The sequence below is a fragment of the Ramlibacter ginsenosidimutans genome, assembly GCF_016654015.1.
Classification (GTDB): Bacteria; Pseudomonadota; Gammaproteobacteria; order Burkholderiales; family Burkholderiaceae_C; genus Ramlibacter; species Ramlibacter ginsenosidimutans.
Genome location: NZ_JAEPWM010000009.1, coordinates 170,716 through 189,452, shown reverse-complemented (window position 1 = coordinate 189,452; position 18,737 = coordinate 170,716). Strand labels below are relative to the sequence as shown.

Below are 18,737 nucleotides of genomic sequence, written 5' to 3'. Positions count from 1 at the left end.
AATCCCCACCCCTATGGCCACCAAACCGTCCGAGTACTCCGAAGGTTCCATCCGCGTGCTCAAGGGCCTCGAGCCCGTGAAGCAACGGCCCGGCATGTACACGCGCACCGACAACCCCCTGCATGTATTGCAGGAGGTGCTGGACAACGCCGCCGACGAAGCGCTCGCCGGCCACGGCAAGCGCATCCGGGTCCTCCTGCACACCGACGGGTCGGTCAGCGTGGAGGACGACGGCCGCGGCATCCCCTTCGGCCTGCACCCGGAGGAGAAGGCGCCCGTGATCGAGCTGGTGTTCACGCGCCTGCACGCGGGCGGCAAGTTCGACAAGGGCAAGGGAGGCGCCTACTCCTTCTCCGGCGGCCTGCACGGCGTGGGCGTGTCCGTCACCAACGCGCTGGCCAAGCGCCTGGAAGCCACCAGCTACCGCGACGGCGAGGTCGCGACCATCGTGTTCGCCGGCGGCGACGTCGAGGAAAAGCTGAAGAAGCGCAAGGCCGGCCCCGACGACCGCAAGCAGGGCACCACCGTGCGCGTGTGGCCGGACGGCAAGTACTTCGACTCGGTCGCCGTGCCGATGAACGAGCTGGCCCACCTGCTGCGCAGCAAGGCCGTGCTCATGCCCGGCGTCACCGTGCAGCTGGTCGACGAGAAGAAGAAGGAAACACAGAGCTGGCAGTACAAGGGCGGCCTGCGCGACTACCTGATGCAGACGCTCACCGGCGACCCGGTGATCCCGCTGTTCGAGGGCGAGGGGTTCGCGGAAAGCAACGACAACTTTGCCGAGGGCGAGGGCGCCTCGTGGTGCGTGGCCTTCACCGAAGACGGCCAGCCGGTGCGCGAGAGCTACGTCAACCTGATCCCGACCACGGCCGGCGGCACGCATGAAAGCGGCTTGCGCGACGGCCTGTTCAATGCCGTGAAGAGCTTCATCGAGCTGCACAACCTGCAGCCCAAGGGCGTGAAGCTGCTGCCCGAAGACGTGTTCGCGCGCGCCTCGTACGTGCTCTCGGCGAAGGTGCTGGACCCGCAGTTCCAGGGCCAGATCAAGGAACGCCTCAATTCACGCGACGCCGTGCGGCTGGTGTCCAGCTTCGTGCGGCCGGCGCTGGAGCTGTGGCTCAACCAGCACGTGGAGTACGGCAAGAAGCTGGCGGAGTTGGCGATCCGCGCCGCCCAGTCGCGCCAGAAGGCCGGCCAGAAGGTGGAGAAGCGCAAGGGCTCCGGCGTGGCCGTGCTGCCCGGCAAACTCACCGACTGTGAAAGCAAGGACCTCTCGCACAACGAGATCTTCCTGGTGGAGGGCGACTCCGCCGGCGGCAGCGCCAAGATGGGCCGCGACAAGGAGTGCCAGGCCATCCTGCCGCTGCGCGGCAAGGTGCTCAACACCTGGGAGGTCGAGCGCGACCGCCTGTTCGCCAACAACGAGATCCACGACATCGCGGTGGCGATCGGCGTCGACCCGCACGGTGCGACCGACACGAATGTCGACCTCTCCGGCCTGCGATACGGCAAGATCTGCATCCTGTCCGACGCCGACGTGGACGGCTCGCACATCCAGGTGCTGCTGCTGACCTTGTTCTTCCGCCACTTCCCCAAGCTCATCGAGTCCGGCAACGTCTACGTGGCCCGGCCGCCGCTGTTCCGCGTCGACGCACCGGCGCGCGGCAAGAAGCCGGCGTCCAAGCTCTACGCGCTGGACGAGGGCGAGCTCACCGCCATCCTCGACAAGCTGCGCAAGGAAGGCGTGGGCGAGGGCAAGTGGACCATCAGCCGCTTCAAGGGCCTGGGCGAAATGAGCGCGGAACAATTGTGGGAAACGACGCTCAACCCGGACACCCGGCGCCTGTTGCCGGTACAACTCGGGAAGTTCGATTTCTCGGGGACCGAATCCCTGATCACCAAGCTCATGGGCAAGGGCGAAGCCGCCGCCCGCCGCGAGCTCATGGAACTGCACGGCGACGCCGTCGAAGTGGACATTTAGCATGACCAACGCAGTCGCCGCCGACAGCCTGCATGCCGCCCGCGTGCGACTGCGTCCCACCATGCAGAGCGACCTGGAATTCGTGCTCTCGCTGGAGCGCGACCCGGAGAACCTGCCCTACATCACGCCGTGGGAGCGGATCCAGCACGAAGCCGCGATCCGCTTTCCGGACTTCCGCCACTTCATTATCGAGACGGGCGCCGGGCTGGAGCCGGGCGGCTTCCTGATCCTGATCGGTTGCCGCAACCCGCATGCCTCCATCGAGCTCAAGCGCATGGTCGTGCGCGACAAGGACCAGGGCTTCGGCCGGTCCGCGTTGCGCGTGGCGAAGAAGATCGCCTTTGACGACCTGGGCGCACACCGCTTCTGGCTGGACATCAAGAAGCGCAATGCGCGCGCCCGCGGCCTGTACGAGAGCGAAGGCTTCGTGTTCGAGGGCGAGCTGCGCGATGCGGTGAAGCTGGACCGGGGCGGCTACGACGCGCTGGTCGTCATGTCCATGCTGCTGGGCGAATTCACCCAGCGCCGCGGCCGCGCGCTGGAATTGCCCGCATGAAGCTGCGCGCCGCCGTCGCCACCGTGGCCCTCGTGCTCGCCGCCGGCTGGCTCGCGCCGGCGCACGCGGCCATCTGGGGCTACGTGGACGACCACGGCGTGGCGCACTTCGCCGCGGAGCAGCTCGACGAACGCTACCAGCTGTTCTTCCGCGGCGGCGAAAGCTTCGATACGCGCGATGGCGTTCAGACGCCGCGCGCGGTCGGCGTGCCCACCACGTCCACGAGCAAGCTGCTCGCGTTCTTCGACATCTCCCCGGGCTACAAGCAGGTGAAGCACCACCTGCGCGAGGCTTCGCGCGAGCAGGGCATCGACATGGAACTCCTGCAGGCGCTGATCGCCACCGAGTCCGGCTTCGACCCGCTGGCCGTTTCGCCCAAGGGCGCGGTAGGCCTGATGCAGGTGATGCCGGCCACGGCGGAACGGTACGGCGTGACGGGCGACCGCAAGAACTCGATCGCCACGAAGCTCACCGACCCGCGCACCAACATCCGCGCGGGCGCGCGCTACCTGCGCGACCTGATCCGCATGTTCCCCGGCCGGCTGGAGCTCGCGGTGGCGGCGTACAACGCCGGCGAGGGCGCCGTGCAGCGGGCAGGCAACCGCGTCCCGAACTTCCGCGAGACGCAGAACTACGTGAAGACCGTGATGCAGCTGTACGCGATGCTCAAGCCGCCTGCGATGGAGGCCGGCGGCCACGCGCCGCAGCGGGTGCAGATGGAGATCCCGGGCCCCGCCGCCCGCCGCAACGTCCCGGCCGGCATGCCCGCCGCTGCTGTCGCCCCGATAGCAGCCGGCGACGCGCAGCCCGTGCTCGAAAACTGAGCGATGGACGTGCAGACCCCGACCGCGCCCGGCCGGGACGTTCCGTGGCGCCCATGACCGACCGCATCGATCCCGAGCAGCTCTGGCTGGGCGCCTGCGTCGGTGCGCAGGTGCTGCTCGTGGTGCTGTGCGTGATCAACGCCAACGTCCACCGCGAGCGCGCGCTGCTGCTGCACGCGGCGGCGACGCTGATGGCCGTCGTGGCCGTCCAGGCGGTGATCGGCAACCATCCGCTGCTGCCGCCGGCCGTGCTGCTGCTGGTTCCCGCGCTCGCGGGCCTGCAGCTCATGGACCTGGTGAGCCACGGCGGCGGCCTGCGGCAGTTGCGGCGCTGGCTGCTCGCCGTGAGCGCGCTGGTGCTGCCGTTGCTGGCCATCGGGGCGGTGTACAGCCCGTGGGCGCTGGCGGGCGGCATGGTGCTGTGGATCGCGCTCGTGATCCTGGTGCTGCTGCGCGCGTGGCGCCAAAGCCAGCCGTGGGTGTGGTGGCTGCTGCCCGGCCTCGCCGCGCTGGCGCTCGCCGGCCTCGCGGTCGTCGTCGACAAGCCGCCGTACGACATCGACGACGCAGTGCGGCTGGCGGCGCTGCTCACCGTCTGGGCGACGTGCACCTACGTCGGCACCGGCTGGCGCGGGCGCATCTTCGGCGAGACGCGTGCGCGGGTGCAGGGCAGCAACACGGTGGACCCGCTCACGGGGCTGGCGACGCCGCTGGTGCTGGCGCAGCGCATGCTGGCCGCGCGCTACCTCACGCGCCGCTACGGCCATCCCAGCGTGCTGATGGTGGTGCACATCGAGAACCTGCCCGCCATCGCCACGGAGTTCGGCCTCGAGGCGGCGGAGTCCGCCGTGCTGGCGGCGGCGAGCCGCGTGCGCGAGTCGCTGATGCGCGACGGCGACGTCGCCGCGCGCCTGGCGCACTCGCGCATCGGCGTGCTCGCCGAGGGCGCCGCGCCCGGCGAGGCGGCGGCGACGGTGGCGACGCGCATCCTCGTGGCCGGCCTGAAGGAGCCGCTGGAAGCGGCGCGCGCGGAGTACCTGCGCTTTCGCATCGTGCTGGGCACCATCCCCGTGGACGACACCCCGCCCAGGGAGTTGCTGTACAAGCTGAACCTGCGCATGGACCAGGAGCTGCGCGCCGGGTCCGAGCGGCGCATCGTCACCGTGGCCCAGGACGAACTCCCGACGGTACCCGACCTATTGAACCCGACCCCCTGAGAACGACGACAGACCATGGAGCAGGACCTCATCACCCTCGCCGGCGACGACGACACCGGACTCGACCTGGCGACCTACGCGCAGCGCGCCTATCTCGAATACGCGCTGAGCGTCGTCAAGGGCCGCGCGCTGCCCGACGTGGCCGACGGCCAGAAGCCGGTGCAGCGCCGCATCCTCTACTCGATGTGGCGCATGGGACTGGGCTTCGGCGGCGGCGCCGGCGCCAAGCCCGTCAAGAGCGCGCGCGTGGTCGGCGACGTGCTGGGCCGCTTCCACCCGCACGGTGACCAGGCCGCGTACGACGCGCTGGTGCGCATGGCGCAGGACTTCGCGCAGCGCTATCCGCTGATCGACGGCCAGGGCAACTTCGGCAGCCGCGACGGCGACGGCGCGGCGGCGATGCGCTACACGGAAGCGCGGCTGGCGAAGATCTCCAACCTGCTGCTCGACGAGATCGACGAAGGCACGGTGGAGTTCGTCCTCAATTACGACGGCAGCACGCAGGAGCCGGTGGTGCTGCCCGCGCGCCTGCCCTTCGCCCTGCTCAATGGCGCCAGCGGCATCGCCGTGGGGCTGGCGACGGAAATCCCGTCGCACAACCTGCGCGAAGTGGCGGAGGCCTGCGTCGCGCTGGTGAAGAACCCGAAGCTGTCCGACGAGGACCTGTTCGCGCTGCTGCCCGGTCCGGACTATCCGGGCGGCGGCCAGATCATCTCCGGTGCGGCCGACATCGCCGAGGCCTATTCCACCGGGCGTGGCTCGCTGAAGGTGCGGGCGCGCTGGAAGATCGAGGAGCTCGCGCGCGGCCAGTGGCAGCTGGTGGTGACGGAGCTGCCGCCCGGCGTGAGCTCGCAGAGGGTGCTGGAGGAGATCGAGGAGCTCACCAATCCGAAGGTGAAGGCCGGCAAGAAGGCCTTGTCGCAGGACCAGGTGCAGCTGAAGCAGACCGTGCTGTCGGTGCTGGACGCGGTGCGCGACGAGTCCAGCAAGGACGCGGCGGTGCGCCTGGTGTTCGAGCCCAAGACCAGCAAGATAGCCCAGCAGGAACTCACCACCACGCTGCTGGCGCACACCTCGCTGGAGACCTCGGCGCCGATCAACCTCACGATGGTGGGGCTGGACGGCAGGCCGGTGCAGAAGTCCATGCGCCAGATGCTGATGGAGTGGATCGAGTTCCGCCAGCGCACCATCGAGCGCCGCTCGCGGCATCGCCTCGGCAAGGTGCTCGATCGCATCCACATCCTCGAGGGCCGGCAGCTCGTGCTGCTGAACATCGACGAGGTGATCCGCATCATCCGCAACGCCGACGAGCCGAAGCAGGCGCTGATCGCGCGCTTCAACCTGAGCGAGCGGCAGGCGGAGGACATCCTGGAAATCCGGCTGCGCCAGCTCGCGCGGCTGGAGGCGATCAAGATCGAGCAGGAGCTGAAGGAACTGCGCACCGAGCAGGGCAAGCTGGAGGAGATCCTCGGCTCGCCCGCGGCGCTGCGCCGCCTGATGATCAAGGAGATCGAGGCCGACACCAAGACCTTCGGCGATGCCCGCCGCACGCTGATCCAGGCCGAGAAGAAGGCCGTGGCTGAAGTGAAGGTGGTGGACGAACCGGTGACGGTGGTCGTGTCGCAGAAGGGCTGGGTGCGTGCGCGCCAGGGCCATGGGCACGACGCGGCAAGCTTCGCCTTCAAGGCGGGCGACGGCCTCTACTCCACCTTCGAATGCCGCACGGTGGATACCTTGCTCGCGTTCGGCAGCAACGGCCGCGTGTACTCGGTGCCGGTGGCGCTGCTGCCGGGCGCGCGCGGCGACGGCCAGCCGCTCACGACCTTCATCGAGCTGGACGCGGGCACGCAGCTCGTGCACTACTTCGCCGGGGCCGGCAACGTCTGGCTGCTGCTGTCCAACTCGGGCGGCTACGGTTTCGTCGCCGCGGTGGACAACATGGTGTCGCGCCAGAAGGGCGGCAAGTCGTTCATCTCGTTGGGGGCCGGCGAGACCGTGTGCCGCCCCTCGCTGGTGGGTGTCCCGCCGGCGGGTGCGGCGGGCGCGACCGGCACGGCGGCCTTCGCCACGCACGTGTGCTGCGCATCCACGGGCAAGCGCATCCTCACCTTCGAGATCTCCGAGCTCAAGCCGATGACGAACGGCGGCCGCGGCCTCATGCTGATGGACCTGGAGCCGAAGGAGGAACTCGCGGGAGCGGCCGCCTACACGCGCTCCGTCCGCATCGTAGGCCTGGGTCGCGGCGACAAGGAGCGCGAGGAAGTGCTGGAGATCCGCTCGCTGAACAACGCGAAGGGCCCGCGCGGCCGCAAGGGCAAGGTCGCGGACCTCGGCTTCAAGCCGCTGGCGGTGATTCGCGTCGAATGATGGAGCGCCGCTCCCTGCGGGCCGGCCGGCCGATCACGCCACAGGAGTTCGACGAGCTGTCGGACGAGGAACTGGAACGGCTCGTGCCGAAGAAGTACCGCGAGTTCTTCCCCGGCAAGGACGGCTGCGCCGACGGTTTCTTCTACCTGCACGACGGCACGGCGTACAGCTTCTATCGCGGCGGGCTGCTGGACGAGTAGTTGCCCCATTCCCTCCCCTCCGGGGGAGGGAGCAGGACGGTCAGACTTCCGCGATCAGCTCGATCTCCACGCAGGCGCCCATGGGGATCTGCGCGACGCCGAAGGCGCTGCGCGCGTGCGAGCCCTTGTCGCCGAAGACCTGCGCGAACAGCTCGCTCGCGCCGTTGGTGACCAGGTGCTGCTCGGTGAAGTCCGGCGTGGAGTTCACCAGGCTCATGACCTTCACGATGCGCTTGACCTTGTCCAGGTCGCCGACGGCCGCATGCAGCGTGCCCATCAGGTCGATCGCGATCGCGCGGGCTGCCTGCTTGCCTTCCTCGGTCTGCAGGTTGCGGCCCAGCTGGCCGACCCAGGCCTTGCCGTCCTTCTTCGCGATGTGCCCGGACAGGAACACCAGGTTGCCGGTGCGCACGAAGGGCACGTAGGCCGCGGCCGGTGTCGCTACCGGCGGCAGGGTGATGTTCAGTTCTTTCAGCTTGTCGTAGACGCTCATGTTCTGCTCCTGGTGACGAAGGATCCCGGGCGACGCGCGCCATGACACGCTTCGCCGATGACGAAGCATTGTGTCATTCGTCGCGGGTCTTCCGCGGCGTGCCAGGGGCCGCGACCTGCTCGGCAGGCGCGACCGTGACGGCGACGCGCAGCGAGTGGTTGGCGCCGCCGTGGATCACGCCGCGCATGGGCGAGACGTCCGAGTAGTCGCGCCCGATCGCCAGCGTCACGTAGTCTTCCCCGGCGAGCCGCTCGTTGGTCGGATCCAGGTCGACCCAGCTGCCGCGGCCCTGCGGCGTGGGAAGGTACACGCCCACCCAGGCATGCGAGGCGTCGGAGCCGAGCAGCCGCGGCCGGCCGGGCGCCGGCTCCGTCAGCAGGTAGCCGCTGACGTAGCGCGCGGGCAGGCCCAGGCTGCGCAGGCAGCCCAGCATCACGTGCGCCAGGTCCTGGCACACGCCCTTGCGCAGCGCGAGCGCCTCGAGCGCGGGCGTGTTGACGTCGGTGGCGGTGGTCTCGTACTCGAAGTCCGCGTGGATGCGATGCATCAGCGCGCGCGCGGCATCCAGCAGCGGCCGCCCGGGTGCGAAACTGGCCCGCGCGTATTCGGCGAACGCATCGTCGCGCGGCACGTAGGGCGAGGCGAAGGCGAATTCGGCGGCCGGATCGTAGAGCGCGGTGCGGTGGTACCGCATGCTCTCTGCCGCGTCCTCCCAGGGCAGGCTGTCGGCCGGCTGCGCCCGTGCGGCGGTCGCCACCAGGCTTTCGGCGCGGACCTGCAGGAAGTCGTGCGCGTACTCGAGGCTGAAGAAACTGCGCGTGTTGCCGAAGACGTCGATCGACTCCGTGCACTGCGCGGGCTCCGGCGCGATCGCGAGTTCGTGCCGCAGCAGCTTCTGCCCGTCGCGGTCGGCCGGCTTCAGGTGCGCCATGTGCTGCGCCGTGCGCACCATGGGTACGTACTCGTAGCTGGTTTCGTGCTCCACGCGCAGCAGCATGGTCATGCACCCACGGAGTAGCGCGCGTCCGACGAATGCGCGAAGTAGCGCGCGCTCAGGTCGTCGGACAGCCGGAACGAGGCGTCGACGCAGTGCTGCAGCAACTCCAGCAGGCGCGCATGCCGGCCGTCCTCGTCGCGCTCGCACAGCGACTCGAGGCTCCAGTGCTGCGGGTCGGGTACCGTCATCGCCAGTACCGGCACGACGCCCGCCGGAGAGTTGGCCTGGCGCGCCAGCCGGCCGCGCAGCGTTTGCGCCACCCAGCCCAGCGAGCGCGGGTTGTCGCGATCGAGCACCAGCAGGTCGACCAGCGCCGGCATGTCATGGCGCTGCTGGTATTGCGCGTGAAAAGTGATGGTGCTGTCGAACAGCGCCACCACGGCTTCGTAGCCGGCCTCGTCGTAGACGGCGCCCGTCTGCACGGCGCTCGCCAGCGCCTGCGCGAGGAAGCCCAGGCGCTCCAGGTGGCGGCCGATCGAGAGCAGCCGCCAGCCGTCGTCGCGCGTCATGCGGTCGGTCTGCGCGCCGGTCATCGCCGCGGTGTGGCTCGAGAGCATCTCCAGCACGCGCACGGCTTCGACCGGCGAGTAGTCACCCTCGCCGGTGCAGGAGGCGCAGGCGAGCCGGAACTCCTGTTCCGCCCGCACGATCAGGTTCCACTGCTCCTGCGACAGCCGCTCGCGCACGGCGGCGGCGGCATCGCGCAGCGCGGCGAGGTTGTAGCCCACGCTCGCGACCTTGGGCGTTGCGCTCAGGCCCGCGACCAGCGAGCGCTCGAAAACCCGCCGCGCCTGGGTCGCCGTCGGCACGGCCGGCAGCACCAGGCCGTTGGCGACCGCAGCCTCGCTCATCCACGCCAGCAGCGGCAGCGAGGACTGGTCCTCGCCCGTGAGCGCCTGGATCGCCAGGCGGGCCAGCCGCGAGGTGTTCTCCGTGCGCTCGGTGTAGCGGCCCAGCCAGAACAGGTTCTCCGCCGCGCGGCTGGTCACGGTGCGGCTGCGGTGCGGCGTGTCGGCCGCCGGGTGCGCGTGCCGCAGCAGGCTGGTGCGGTCCACCTCGCCTTCGGTGAGCACCCAGGTGTCGGCGCTGCTGCCGCCGCGCTGCATGGACGTGATCTCGAAGTCGCGCGACGCGATCCGCGTCAGGCCACCGGGCAGCACGCGCCAGCCCTGCGCGCCGTCGGAGACCGCGAACACGCGCAGCACCAGCGACAGCGGGCGGATGCGGTCGCCCGACGGACCGCTGTTCCAGGTGGGCATCTGCGACAGCGGCAGGTAGGCCTGCACGGTGTACTGCTCGGGGTGCCGCATGATGCGGCCGGCCCACTCGTCCACGCGGGCGCGCGAGAGGTGGCGGCCTACGACCGTGCCCGGCCCGGGACCGCCGTAGGTGGGCTTGATCACGCTGCTGGCAAGTTGCGGCAGCACCGACAGCATGGCCGCGCGCTCGCCGCACCACCACGTCGCGAGCGAGGGCAGTTGCAACTCCTCGCCCAGCAGTTCGCGCGCGAGCGCGGGCAGGAAGCCGAGCAGGGCGGTGGATTCGAGGAAGCCCGAGCCCGGGCTGTTGGCGACCAGCACGTTGCCGGCGCGGATCGCCTGCAGCAGGCCGGGCACGCCCAGGTGCGAATCGGCGCGCAGCTCCAGCGGATCCAGGAACTCGTCGTCGAGCCGGCGCAGCACGCCGTGCACCGGCTCCAGGCCGTTGAGCGTCTTGAGGTACAGGCGCTCGTTGCGCACGGTGAGGTCGCTGCCCTCGACCAGCGTCAGGCCCAGGTAGCGCGCGAGATAGGCGTGCTCGAAGTAGGTCTCGTTGTACGGGCCGGGCGTGAGCAGCACGATGCGCGGCTCCTCGCCACGCGCAGGGCACAGGGCGATGAGGCTTTCCAGCAGCGAGCGGTAGGTGGCCGCGAGCCGCTGCACCTTCAGTTCACTGAAGGCCTCGGGGAACAGCCGCGAGATGATCAGCCGGTTCTCCAGCAGGTAGCCCAGGCCGGACGGCGCCTGCGTGCGCTGGCCCAGCACCCACCACGCCCCGGACGGGTCGCGCGCCAGATCGAAGGCCGCGATGTGCAGCCTGCGGCCGCCGGCCGGCGACGCGCCGTGCAGGGCGCGCAGGTAGCCGGGATGGCCCTGCACCAGCGCGGGCGGCAGCAGGTTGCGGGCGAGCAGCTGCTGCGGACCGTACACGTCCTCGAGGATGCGCTCGAGCAGGCGCACGCGCTGCAGCACGCCGCGTTCGACCTGCTGCCAGCTTTGCGGCGTGAGGATCAGCGGGAACAGGTCCAGCGACCACGGACGCTGCGGGCCGCCGGTGTCGGCATAGACGTTGTAGGTGATGCCGTTGTCGCGCACCTGGCGCTGCAGGTCGGCGGTGCGCCGGTTCAGGTCGGCGAAGCCTTCGGTGCCGAGGTGGTCGAAGAAGCCCGCCCAGGGCGCGACCGGGGGGGCGTCGGCGCCGACGATGCCCTTGCCGTCCTGCGCGAGGCCCGCGGCCACGGCGACGCCGCCGCGCAGTTCGTCGTAGTGGCCCGGCGCGGCGGGCGGCGCCAGTGCAGCGGCAAGCGCGGCCGGCGTCTCGCCGGCCTGCGCACCGAACAGCGAGTCGATGGTGGAGTCCACTTCGCCGGGATTCTCCCATCCGGCCCGGGTGCGGGCCACCGGCTTGTTGTGATCGCCCGACGCTCCTAGGCCGGGCGGCGCAGGTCGAGCGTCCAGGGAAACTCGCGGCTCGCCGGCACGTCTATCGTGGCGGGGGGAACCTCGAGGCGACCGGGCGTGTGGCCCATGCGGAAGAAGCGCGCGAGCCGCCGGCTCTCGGCCTCATAGGCGTTCACCGGGAAGCTCACGTAGTTGCGGCCGCCCGGATGCGCGACGTGGTACTGGCAACCCGCGATGGCGCGGTTCATCCAGGTGTCCACGATGTCGAAGGTGAGCGGCGCGTGCACGCCGATCGTGGGGTGCAGGGCCGAATGCGCCTGCCAGGCTCGATAGCGCACGCCCGCCACGAACTCGCCCACGGTGCCCGTCGGCTGCAGGGGCAGGGCGCGGCCGTTCACGGTCACCACGTGCCGGCTGGCGTTCAGGCCCGTCACCTTCACCTCGATGCGCTCGAGCGACGAGTCCACGTAGCGCACCGTGCCGCCGGCCGCGCCTTCCTCGCCCATCACGTGCCAGGGCTCCAGCGCATTGCGCAGCGTGAGCTGCATGCCCAGGGCCTGCAGGTCGCCGGCGACCGGGAAGCGGAACTCGAAGTGCGGCGCGAACCAGGACGCGTCGAACGCGTAGCCCGCTTCCTTCATCTCCTCGAGCACATCCAGCAGGTCCATCCAGATGAAGGTGGGCAGCAGCCAGCGGTCGTGCAGTTCGGTGCCCCAGCGCGTGAGCGGGGCGCGATAGGGCTCGCGCCAGAAGCGCGCCACCAGCGCGCGGATCAGCAACTGCTGCACCACGCTCATGCGCGCGTGCGGCGGCATCTCGAAGGCGCGCAGCTCCAGCAGGCCGAGCCGCCCCGTCGGGCCGTCGGGCGAGTACATCTTGTCGATGCAGAACTCGCTGCGGTGCGTGTTGCCCGTGACGTCGACCAGGATGTTGCGCAGGGTGCGGTCCACCATCCAGGGCGGCATCGCCTCGCCGTGCAGTTGCCGGTTGCGCTCGATCTCGCGCAGCGCGATCTCCAGTTCGTAGAGCTGGTCGTTGCGCGCTTCGTCCACGCGGGGCGCCTGGCTGGTCGGCCCGATGAAGAGCCCGCTGAACAGGTAGCTGAGGCTCGGGTGGTTGTGCCAGAACAGCAGCAGGCTCGCCAGCAGCTCCGGCTTGCGCAGGAACGGCGAGTCGGCAGGCGTCGCGCCGCCCAGCACGAAGTGGTTGCCGCCGCCCGTGCCGGTATGGCGGCCATCGGTCATGAACTTCTCGGCCGAGAGCCGGCACTCGAAAGCGGCCTGGTACAGGAACTCGGTGTGCTGCACCAGCTCGTTCCAGTCGTGCGCGGGGTGGATGTTCACCTCGATGACGCCAGGGTCGGGCGTCACCTGCAGCAGCTTCAGGCGCGGATCGCGCGGCGGCGGGTAGCCCTCCAGCACGACCTGCAGGCCCAGCTCCTCGGTGGTCGCCTCGATCGCGGCCACCAGTTCGAGGTAGTCCTCCAGGCGGGCGAGCGGCGGCATGAACACGTAGAGCACGCCGCCCTTGCCGCCGTGCTCGCGCTCTGCCTTCGGGCCGTTGGCGCGCTGCGGATCGCGCACTTCCACGCACAGGGCCGTGCGCGTGATCCAGTGCGCCGACTCGTGCCGGCCCGGCGTGCGCGCATCCACGGTGCGCGCGTGCGAGGGCTCCGCCTCGCCGCGCAGGTTGGCCAGTTCCGCGTCGTCCAGGGGGCGTGGCGCCAGCCGCTCCGCGCGAGCGACGATGCCGCCTTCGGCGAGGCGCGCATTCTCGGGCAGTTGCGTGCGCCATGGCGCGGCCACGGGCAGCGGCGCCGCCTGCTCGAAGGGATCGCGCGGGACCAGGTGCGGATAGTCCGCGCGCCGCACCCAGGGCAGCGAGTCCAGCGGCAGGCGATAGCCCATGGGCGAATCGCCGGGCAGCAGGTACAGGCGGTCGTCGCGCAGGAACCAGGGCCCGGTCTGCCACGTCGTTGCGGCGCGCTGCGGCTCTTCGTCCTTCGCCTGCAGCGGCACCACGTAGCCCACCACGGCGTCGAGCTTCTGCTCGAATACGCGGCGCAGGCGCGCGCGCTCCAGTTCGTCGTCGAGGCGGGAGTCGAAGGGATCGACGTTGACCGGCAGCTTGCGCTCGCGCCAGAGGTAATAGTAGGCGTCCTCGTACGCGGCCCTGACGTATTGGTCCGTGATGCCCAGCCGCCTGGTGACCGCGCGGATGAAGCGCTCCGCATCCGCGCTCGTATGGCGCTTCGGGTTGCGCTCGTCGGCGAACAGCGCGGGATTCTTCCAGCAGGCCTGGCCGTCGGCACGCCAGCAGATGGAGAGGGCCCAGCGCGGCAACTGTTCCCCGGGGTACCACTTGCCCTGGCCGAAATGCAGGAAGCCGCCCTGGCCGTACTCCGAGCGCAGCTTGTGCACCAGCTCCGTCGCGAGGCCGCGCTTCGTCGGGCCGAGCGCATCGGTGTTCCACTCCGGCGCATCGCGGTCGTTCACGGCCACGAAGGTCGGCTCGCCGCCCATGGTGAGGCGCACGTCGCCGGCCTGCAGTGCACGATCGACATCGGCCCCGAGCGCGAGCACCTCGGCCCATTGCTCCTCGGTGTAGGGCTTGGTCACCCGCGGCGACTCGTGGATGCGCGTGACCTGCATGTGGTGGCTGAACGCGACTTCGCTCTCGTCGACGACGCCTTCGATGGGGGCGGCCCCGGAAGGCTGCGGCGTGCAGGCGAGCGGGATGTGGCCTTCGCCCGCGAGCAGTCCCGAGGTCGGGTCCAGCCCGATCCAGCCGGCGCCGGGCAGGTAGACCTCGCACCACGCGTGCAGGTCGGTGAAGTCGACCTCCGTTCCGCTGGGCCCGTCGAGGGACTTCACGTCGGGCGCGAGCTGGATGAGGTAGCCCGACACGAAGCGCGCGGCCAGACCGAGCCGGCGCAGCAGTTGCACCAGCAGCCAGCCGCTGTCACGGCAGGAGCCGCTCGCCAGGCGCAGCGTGTCCTCGGGCGACTGCACGCCGGGCTCCATGCGAATGAGGTAGCGCACGTCGCGGTGCAGCCGCTGGTTCAGCTCCACGAGGAAGTCGATGGTCGCGCGCGGCTTGCGATCGGTCCGTTCCAGGTAATCGGCCACCAGCGGCGTCAGCGGCTCGCACGCGAGGTAGGGCACGAGTTCCTCGGCGAGTTCGGGCGCGTACCGGAACGGGAACTTCTCGGCGCTGGGCTCCAGGAAGAAGTCGAAGGGGTTGTAGACCGCCATCTCGACCACGAGGTCGACGGTCACGCGGAACTCCGTCGTCGGCTCGGGGAACACGAGCCGCGCCTGGAAGTTGGCGAACGGGTCCTGCTGCCAGTTGATGAAGTGGGTCGCCGGCTCGACCCGCAGCGAGTACGAGACCACCTTGCTGCGGCAGTGCGGGGCCGGGCGCAGCCGCACCATCTGCGGTCCCAGGTTCACTGCGCGGTCGTAGCGGTAGTGGGTGACGTGGTTCAGCGCAGCGTGGATGGACATATCTGACCATCGTAGCAACGAGCGCGCCAGGAATGCGCGCAGCGGCTGCGTCGGCGCGAGCGACCGGCTGGCGGCACCCGCCGACCGTTCTTCGGCGTGCCTGTAACAGTGCGGCGCAGTGTGCGCTGGTGCGCGCCGGTTTCGTTGCGAGCGCGAGTCAAACTGCGGCGCGCGCGTCTTGTGACAGGATGTACAAAGTACTAGCATGTAACCAAATGCGACAACCGCTCGAAGCCCGATCGCCCGCCGAAGTGCCCCAGGCGCCGCGGACGGGGGAGTTCGCCGGCGACTCGCAGCCAGTTGACACGCAGCCTGGTGAAACGCTGCCGCCGGACGGCGGTGTCGAAGGCCTGACGGTCGCCACCTTCCTGTATGCCCGGCTGCACAACTTCGCCGCAGTCGCGAATGCACTGGGAGCGGACGAGGCGGCTGCCTTCGTCCACGAAGTGCGCCGCATGCTGACCGACCCGGTGCTGAGGCTGGGAGGCGAGATCGCCCAGCGCCGCAGGGACTCCATCCTCGCGGTGTTCAGCAACCCGCCGGACGAGCGCAGGCCCAACCATGCGCAACGCGGCGTGCACGCGGCCATCCTCGCGGTGCACGAAGCCGTGCACCTGGCGCAGATCGTGGCCACGCGGCCGCAGCTCGCGCACTTGCCGCCGCTGGTGTTGTCCGCGGGCGTGCACCTTGGGGAAGCCGAACTCTCGCGCCGCGACGAGGGCGGCAAGAGCAGGGTGCGGGCGCTGGGCGACGCCGTCGAAGTTGCGCGCCTGCTCGAAGTCGCGGCGACCGACCTGAACTGGAGCGTCGCCACTTCGGCGGGCACGCGCCTCGCGGCGTCGGGTCGCGCCGAGGCCGGGCGCATCGGCTCCGTGGGCCTGCCGGACAGCAGCTTCATCGACATCGTCGAAATCACGGGCCTCACCCCGCGCCAGGGTTCCCGGACGCCGCAGCGCGTGTTCGACATGCTGCGCGAGTCGCTGCTCGCGAACAGCCATGGCCGCAAGCGCAGCCTGCCCGCCGCCGTCGCGGCCGGCGTGCCCGTGGCCGCCGCGCAGTTCCTGGTGGAGGGCTACCGCATCCTGCGCAAGATCGGGGAGGGCGGCATGGCGTCCATCTTCCTCGCGCAAGCCGCCGAAGGCGGCCCGCCGCAGGTGCTGAAGGTGATGCAGCTCGATCGCGCGGTCGAAGCCGACGGGCTGCAGCGCTTCATCCAGGAATACGCGCTGGTCGCGCAGATCCAGCACCCGAACGTCGCGCGCATCTTCCGCCAGGACTTCTCCGTTGCCCATGCCTACATCGCGATGGAGTACTTCCCGCAAGGCGACCTGCGCGCACGGATGAAGGCCGGACCGGTCCCGCCCGGGACCGCCCTGTCCTACCTCAAGCAGGCGGCCGCCGGCCTGCAGGCGACGCACGACGTCGGCATCGTGCACCGTGACCTGAAGCCGGAGAACCTGATGCTGCGGCAGGACGGCAGCCTGGCGCTGGCGGACTTCGGCGTGGCCAAGCAGACCGCCATGAAGATCACCGACACCGGCGACGGCGACATCGTCGGCACGCCCTACTACCTCAGTCCGGAGCAGGCGCTGGGGCAGGGCGTGGACGCGCGCTGCGACATCTACAGCCTCGGCGTGCTCGCCTTCGAGCTGCTCGCCGGCCGCAAGCCCTATCACGCGAGCTCCGCGCAGGAGCTGCTGCGCATGCACGTGAGCGACGCCGTGCCCATGCTGCCGGCGGAACACGCGCGGCTGCAGCCCGTGGTCGAGCGCATGATGGCCAAGGACAGGGAGCAGCGCTACCCCTCGGCCCGGGCGCTCCTGGACGACCTCGCGCAAAGGGGATTCTGACGATGGCGCATCCTCTTCACACCAGCCTGGCCGGGTCGCCGCCGCGTCCGTTCGCGCGCGACGCCGGCGGCTTCGACGCGCCGCCGCGCGTGCCGGGCTACCGCTTCCTGCGCGCCATCGGGCGGGGACGCCGGACCTGCGCCTGGCTCGTGTTCGACCTGAACCGGCGCGCCCACGTGGTGCTGAAGCTCGAAGCCGCGCCCGGCGCCTCCGTGCTGCACGATGGTGCGGTGGCTGCGCGCGTGCAAGGCCCGCACCTGGTGCGGGTGCTCGGCCAGGGCCACACCGCCGAATGGAACTACCTGGCGATGGAGCACGTCGCCGGCGGCGACCTGGCGGCGCAGCTGGGTCAGCCCATGCTGCCAACCCGCGCCATGTCGCTGCTGGCCCAGGCTGCCGAAGGCCTGGCGCAACTGCACCGGCTCGGCCTCGTGCATCGCGACGTGAAGCCCGCCAACTTCCTGCTGCGCGCCGACGGCAGCCTGGTGCTCACCGACTTCGGGCTGGTCACGCAGGCCGGCTCCGCGGGCGCGACGCCAGGCACGCTGCTCGGCACGGCGCGCTACATCGCCCCGGAGCAGCTGCAAGGCGCGCCCGCCGCGCCCAGTGCGGATGTGTACAGCCTCGGATTGCTGCTGCACGAAATGCTGTGCGGCCGGCCTGCGTTCGCCGGCGAAACCCTGACCGAGCTGCTCGCGCAGCAGCTGATCGCCGAACCCGCGCGCCTGCCCGCGTCCGCCGCGGCCGTGCAGCCGCTGCTGGATCGCATGCTGTGCAAGGACCCGCGCGGGCGGCTTGCGGATGCGGATGCCGTGCTTGGCCTGCTGGGCCCAAGGACCTGACGTGACCTTGAACGAACAATACCTGGTCGATGTGATCGGCTTCAACCCGGTGGAGCGGTCGATGCTTTCCAGCATCTTCGCGCTCGCGGCCCGCCGCGATCCCGGCTTCCTGCAGTACGACCCCGCGACGACCGTCAGCGGGTCGGCGGACCTCTATCTCGTGGACGCCGACAGTCCCGAGGCGATGGAGGAGTTCAGGACCCTGTCCAAGCGCTCCAGCCTGCCCGCGGTCATGGTCGGCTCCGCCGCGGAGGGCTTCGTGCTGCTGCCGCGCCCGCTGCAATGGGCCCGGCTGCTGCAGGCCCTCGAGGAGACGGTCGCGAAGGCCGGCGGCGGCGCCACGCGCGAGGACGACAGCATGCCGCTGTCGGCGTCGAAGTCGCTCACGGCCACGGGGGCCGGCCGCGCGCACGGCGGCACGGCCAACCCGCCGGCGCTGGACGACCCGGTCGCCAAGAAGCGCGCGCTCGGCGACACCGTGCTCGTCGTCGACGACAACGCCTCGGTGCGCATGTTCATGAAGGCCAAGCTGGCGCCGTTCCACTTCGAGGTCGACTTTGCCGAGACCGGCGAGGAAGCCGTGGCCCTCACCGGCTCGCGCGAGTACACCTGCGTGTTCCTGGACGTGGTGCTGCCCGGCATCGACGGCTACCACGTCTGCAAGCTGGTGAAGGCGAACCGGCAGGCGATGAAGAAGACGGCCGTGGTGATGCTCACCAGCCGCAGTTCGCCGTTCGACAAGCTGCGCGGCTCGCTCGCCGGCTGCGACGAGTACCTCACCAAGCCGCTCGACGAAGACCGGCTGCTGGAGGTGATCGCCCAGTTCCTCCCCTCCAGCCGCAGGAAGCGCCACAAGTCCGGGAGCAGGCAGCCATGAGCAAATCCATCCTCGTGGTGGACGACACCCGCTCCATGCGCGCGATGGTGTCGGCCGTGCTGCAGGGTGCGGGCTACGAAGTGGCGCAGGCGCGCGACGGCGTGGAGGCCCTGGAACTCGCGCGCCAGCGCCTGTTCGACCTGGTCGTGACCGACCACAACATGCCGCGCATGGACGGCGTGACGCTGGTGCGCGAGCTGCGCATGCTGCGGGACTACGACCCCGTGGCCCTCATCGTGCTGTCCACCGAATCCAGTCCCGAGCTGAAACAGAAAGGCCGCGAAGCCGGTGCGACCGGCTGGATGGCCAAGCCCTTCGATCCCCAGCGCATGCTGGAGATCGTCGGCCAGTTCATCTGAATCCACGG

At 70.3% G+C, this 18,737-nt stretch carries 14 protein-coding genes; 10 read left to right on the top strand and 4 right to left on the bottom strand.

Going from position 1 to position 18,737, the window contains the following annotated elements:
• The first annotated feature begins 13 nt into the window (after positions 1–13).
• Genes JJB11_RS19790 through JJB11_RS19765 form a run of 6 tightly spaced genes read left to right on the top strand, consistent with a single transcriptional unit; the run spans position 14 to position 7,145 of the window.
• Positions 14–1,981 carry a DNA topoisomerase IV subunit B gene (locus JJB11_RS19790; protein ID WP_201175478.1) on the top strand — a complete coding sequence of 656 codons (1,968 nt, stop codon included), beginning with the start codon at positions 14–16 and terminating at the stop codon, positions 1,979–1,981.
• A 1-nt stretch (position 1,982) separates the two neighbouring features.
• On the top strand, positions 1,983–2,537 hold the full coding sequence (locus tag JJB11_RS19785; protein ID WP_201175476.1) for a GNAT family N-acetyltransferase: 555 nt from the start codon (positions 1,983–1,985) through the stop codon (positions 2,535–2,537).
• Positions 2,534–3,361, top strand: a complete 828-nt coding sequence (locus tag JJB11_RS19780) for a lytic transglycosylase domain-containing protein (protein WP_201175473.1) — start codon at positions 2,534–2,536, stop codon at positions 3,359–3,361. Before JJB11_RS19785 ends, JJB11_RS19780 begins: the two co-directional genes overlap by 4 nt.
• A 53-nt stretch (positions 3,362–3,414) precedes the next feature.
• Positions 3,415–4,578 (top strand): diguanylate cyclase domain-containing protein, encoded by a 1,164-nt coding sequence (locus tag JJB11_RS19775; RefSeq protein WP_201175470.1) that lies wholly within the window; start codon positions 3,415–3,417, stop codon positions 4,576–4,578.
• A 15-nt stretch (positions 4,579–4,593) separates the two neighbouring features.
• Entirely contained in the window at positions 4,594–6,945 is a 2,352-nt protein-coding gene (gene parC / locus JJB11_RS19770) for a DNA topoisomerase IV subunit A (RefSeq protein ID WP_201175462.1), read from the top strand.
• Positions 6,942–7,145 (top strand): hypothetical protein, encoded by a 204-nt coding sequence (locus tag JJB11_RS19765; protein WP_201175460.1) that lies wholly within the window; start codon positions 6,942–6,944, stop codon positions 7,143–7,145. Before parC ends, JJB11_RS19765 begins: the two co-directional genes overlap by 4 nt.
• A gap of 40 nt (positions 7,146–7,185) precedes the next feature.
• Here JJB11_RS19765 and JJB11_RS19760 read toward each other — a convergent pair whose 3' ends face one another.
• The 4 genes from JJB11_RS19760 to JJB11_RS19745 all read right to left on the bottom strand — a co-directional run bounded on the left by JJB11_RS19760 (position 7,186) and on the right by JJB11_RS19745 (position 14,801).
• The gene (locus JJB11_RS19760) at positions 7,186–7,638 is read right to left on the bottom strand and encodes a RidA family protein (protein ID WP_201175458.1); all 453 of its coding nucleotides are present in this window, start codon (positions 7,636–7,638) and stop codon (positions 7,186–7,188) included.
• 73 nt (positions 7,639–7,711) lie between these two features.
• Positions 7,712–8,641: a transglutaminase family protein gene (locus tag JJB11_RS19755; protein WP_201964961.1), complete on the bottom strand. Its 930-nt coding sequence runs from the start codon at positions 8,639–8,641 to the stop codon at positions 7,712–7,714.
• Positions 8,638–11,256, bottom strand: coding sequence for a circularly permuted type 2 ATP-grasp protein (locus JJB11_RS19750; RefSeq protein ID WP_201175456.1), 2,619 nt, complete (start codon positions 11,254–11,256; stop codon positions 8,638–8,640). Before JJB11_RS19750 ends, JJB11_RS19755 begins: the two co-directional genes overlap by 4 nt.
• A gap of 65 nt (positions 11,257–11,321) precedes the next feature.
• Positions 11,322–14,801, bottom strand: coding sequence for a transglutaminase family protein (locus JJB11_RS19745; protein WP_201175454.1), 3,480 nt, complete (start codon positions 14,799–14,801; stop codon positions 11,322–11,324).
• A gap of 215 nt (positions 14,802–15,016) precedes the next feature.
• Between JJB11_RS19745 and JJB11_RS19740 the strand changes: the two genes are divergently transcribed.
• From JJB11_RS19740 to JJB11_RS19725, 4 genes are read left to right on the top strand one after another with little or no spacing between them, the layout of a single operon-like run.
• A complete protein-coding gene (locus tag JJB11_RS19740) occupies positions 15,017–16,651 on the top strand; it encodes a protein kinase domain-containing protein (RefSeq protein WP_201175452.1) in 1,635 nt (544 codons plus the stop codon).
• Positions 16,652–16,653: 2 nt separating this feature from the next.
• The gene (locus tag JJB11_RS19735; protein ID WP_201175446.1) at positions 16,654–17,493 is read left to right on the top strand and encodes a serine/threonine-protein kinase; all 840 of its coding nucleotides are present in this window, start codon (positions 16,654–16,656) and stop codon (positions 17,491–17,493) included.
• A 1-nt stretch (position 17,494) separates the two neighbouring features.
• The gene (locus tag JJB11_RS19730) at positions 17,495–18,370 is read left to right on the top strand and encodes a response regulator (protein WP_201175444.1); all 876 of its coding nucleotides are present in this window, start codon (positions 17,495–17,497) and stop codon (positions 18,368–18,370) included.
• Positions 18,367–18,729: a response regulator gene (locus tag JJB11_RS19725; protein WP_201175442.1), complete on the top strand. Its 363-nt coding sequence runs from the start codon at positions 18,367–18,369 to the stop codon at positions 18,727–18,729. Before JJB11_RS19730 ends, JJB11_RS19725 begins: the two co-directional genes overlap by 4 nt.
• Positions 18,730–18,737: the final 8 nt, after the last annotated feature.